Origin of the sequence: Synechococcus sp. BA-120 BA3 (genome assembly GCF_034931285.1) — a bacterium.
GTDB lineage: Bacteria > Cyanobacteriota > Cyanobacteriia > PCC-6307 > Cyanobiaceae > Cyanobium.
Map to the genome: position 1 here is coordinate 1 of NZ_JAYGHZ010000400.1, position 3,249 is coordinate 3,249.

At 72.5% G+C, this 3,249-nt stretch carries 4 protein-coding genes; all 4 read right to left on the minus strand.

From position 1 onward, the window contains the following. Positions 1-645: glutamate racemase (gene murI / locus VB737_RS15850; RefSeq protein ID WP_500314367.1), on the minus strand; the 645-nt coding region annotated here is incomplete at its 3' end. Continuing rightward, on the minus strand, positions 642-1,742 hold the full coding sequence (locus tag VB737_RS15855; protein WP_500314368.1) for an N-acetylmuramoyl-L-alanine amidase: 1,101 nt from the start codon (positions 1,740-1,742) through the stop codon (positions 642-644). The genes VB737_RS15855 and murI, both read right to left, overlap by 4 nt. A gap of 6 nt (positions 1,743-1,748) precedes the next feature. Beyond that, on the minus strand, positions 1,749-2,567 hold the full coding sequence (locus VB737_RS15860; protein ID WP_500314370.1) for a carbon-nitrogen hydrolase family protein: 819 nt from the start codon (positions 2,565-2,567) through the stop codon (positions 1,749-1,751). 61 nt (positions 2,568-2,628) lie between these two features. Then, a partial coding sequence (locus VB737_RS15865) for a 2-phosphosulfolactate phosphatase (RefSeq protein ID WP_500314372.1) occupies positions 2,629-3,249 on the minus strand: 621 nt, incomplete at its 5' end.

Sequence of the window (3,249 nt, forward strand, 5' to 3'; positions counted from 1 at the left end):
GGCCAGCAGGGGCCCGAGGCGCTGGGCGGCCGCCAGGGCCGGGTCCACCAGCTGCACATCGGGGGGGAGCAGCTCGGCCAGCAGGGCCCGCAGCAGCGGGTAGTGGGTGCAGCCCAGCACGATCGTGTCCACGTTCGCCGCCAGCAGCGGGGCCAGATAGTCGGCGGCGGCGGCCCGCAGCTCGGGGGCCTGCAGGTCGCCGGCCTCGATCAGGGGCACGAAGGCGGGGCAGCCCACCTCCAGCACCCGGGCCGAGGGGCGGCAGGCCTGGATCGAGCGCCGGTAGGCACCGCTGGCGGCCGTGGCCGGGGTGGCCAGCACCCCAACGTGATCACTGGTCAGCTCGCTGGCCAGGCTGTCGATCAGCCCCACCACCGGCACCCCCGCTTCCGCCACGGCCACATCAAGGGCCAGGGCATTGGAGGTGTTGCAGGCCATCACCAGCACCCCCACCCCCTGGAGCCGCAGCCAGTGCACCACCTCCGAGGCGATCGAGCGGATCTCCTCCTTGGAGCGCTGGCCGTAGGGGACCCGGGCCGTGTCGCCCAGATAGAGGCAGGGGGAGTGGGGGTAGAGGGCATGGACCTGGCGCAGCACCGTGAGGCCCCCCAGACCGCTGTCGAACAGACCGACGAGAAGGCTCAAGAGGCCCCCTGGAGAAAGTCGAGGATGCCGGCGCTGATCGCCACCGCCAGGCGGCGGCGGAAGGCGGGATCGGCCAGGCGGGGGGCGTCGATGCGGCCGGTGACGAAGCCCATCTCCGCCAGGGCCGCCGGCATCACCGTGCGGCGGATCACGAAGAACCGCCCCGGCCGGGCCCCACGGTCGGGCGTGCCCGGCGAGACCGCCATGATCCGGGACTGGATCGCCTGGGCCAGCCGCTGGGAGCTGCCCGACTGGAAATAGAACGTCTCCACCCCGTTCACATCGGGGCGGGCCATGCTCAGGGCGTTGGCATGGATGCTGACGAAGGCGTTGGCGTTGCTGCTGTTGGCCAGGGACACCCGCGGCGGCAGGTCGACGTCCACCTCGGACGTGCGAGTCATCAGCACCTGCACCCCCCGGGCCTGGAGCAGCTGGGCCACCTGCAGGCTCACGTCCAGCACCACGTCGGTCTCCCGCAGGCCGCCAATGCCCACCGCCCCCGGATCGGGGCCGCCGTGGCCGGGGTCGATCACCACCCGGAAGCGACCCCGGGGCACCACCGGCAGCCCGTCGGGGGAGATGGGCCGACCGGAGGTGGCCCGGCCGCTGCTGCCGAAGCCGGAGGGGCGGGAGGCGGTCCAGCTGGAGGTGGGCGCGTCCATGTCGCCCTCGCCGACGTTGCGGGTGAAGCCGCTCAGGGGCAGGCCGGTGAGGGAGAGGCGCCAGCGGTCGCGGGCCGTGCCCACCAGGCGCAGTTGGCGCGGATCGAGGCGGGTACCCGGCCGGAACTCCAGCACCAGCCGGGTGGTGCCGGGATCGGGCCGGCCGATGCGCACCTCCCGCACCAGGCCGCCGACGGGCACCGAGCGGCTGCGCTGGGGCGCTCCCGGCAGATCCACCCACACCCGGGGCCCGGTGACGCCGGTGCCCTCCTCGTAAAAGGCCTGCAGCCGCACCCCCGGGGAGGTGCGCAGCTCCAGCACCCCCTCCCGGCTCAGGCGCCAGGCCGACAGGGCACTCGCCGCCCTGGCGGGAAGGGCCCCGAGCACCAGGGGCAGGGTCAGCAGCCAGGCGAATCGCGCCGCACGCACTCCCATCACCCCTCAGAACAACGCCGGATGGCGGTGCTGGAGGCTCGGCATCTGGGCACGGACCCTGGCCTCGTGGGCCATGTCGACCGGGGCCATCGCCAGGCCCGGCTCCACACCGGCATCCGCCATCACGGTGCCCCAGGGGTCGATCACCAGGGCATGGCCGTGGGTCTGGCGGCGGCCGTAGTGGAGGCCCGTCTGGGCGGGGGCGAGCACGTAGGCGGTGTTCTCGATGGCCCGGGCCTGGAGCAGCACCTGCCAGTGGTCCTTACCGGTGTAGGCGGTGAAGGCGGCCGGGATCATCAGCAGCTGGGCCCCGGAACCGGCCAGCTGGCGGTAGAGCTCGGGGAAGCGCACGTCGTAGCAGATCGACAGGCCGACCCGACAGAGGCCCGGCACATCGACCACCGGCGGCGGTTCGTGGCCGGGCTGCACCGTGGCCGACTCCCGGTAGGTGATCCCGTCCGGCAGGTCCACATCGAAGAGGTGGATCTTGTCGTAGCGCGCCAGGAGCTGGCCTTCCCGGCCCACCAGCTCGGCGCGGTTGAAGGTCTGGCCTTCGCCGGCCGGCACCGGGAAGCCGCCCCCCAGCAGGGTGACCTGGTAGCGGCGCGCCATCGTGACCAGGAAGCGGCTGCAGCGCTCGGCCAGCAGCGGCGCCAGCTCCAGCCGGCGGGCGTCATCGCCCATGAAGGCGAAGTTCTCGGGCAGACCCACCAGGTCGGCGCCACGGCGGGCGGCCAGCTCGATCAGCTCCTCGGCCGCCGAGAAATTGGCCTCCGGGTCCGGCGTGCTGGTGAGTTGCAGCGCCGCTGCCAGAAAACTGCTCACCGCCGGACCGCTCCAAGACCGGCGAATCGTAAGGGAGCCGCCAAGGGGGGCAAGGAGAGGCTCAGCTGGCCCTCAGCACGCCGGGTTCGGCCTGGATCGGCACGATCTCCAGGCTGTCGACGGCGGCACAGCAGGCGAAGTCGGCATCGTGATTGCCCAGCCCGATCAGACGCTGGCCATGGCTGGCGCTTCGCAGGCAGGTCTCGGTGTCATGGCGCCACTGCTGCCAGAGGGCCAGCGCCGCCAGCATCTCGTCGTTGGCGCAGCGCACCCCCATGTGGGGCGTCACCGCCTGCTCGATGGCCGCCGAGGCCACCGCCCCCGCCGCCAGGCTGTCCTCGAGGGAATAGTCCCCCTCCCAGCCGCTGCCCACGATCCAGACCCGCAGGGCCTGGCGTTCGATCAGCCGCCGGGCCACGGCGGTGCGGTTCGGCAGGCAGGCGGTGAGCAGCAGGGGCACGTCCCGGACCCGGTCGAGGGAGCGGGTGCCGTTGGTGGTGCTGAGGAAGATGCGCTTGCTCTCCACCCGCTCCCGGGTCACCGCAAGGGAATCGGCGCTGGAGGCGTCATCGAGAACGATCAGCTCGAAGTCCTGAAACGTCTGCTCGAGAATCGATCGCAGCCGCTCCCCCAGGAAGGCCCCGTGGTTGAAGTTGGGTACGATGACACTCACCAAGGGCGA

Coding starts and splice junctions, on each gene's coding strand:
- VB737_RS15855 (WP_500314368.1), bottom strand. CDS start 1,742: ATGGGAGTGCGTGCGGCGCGATTCGCCTGGCTGCTGACCCTGCCCCTG.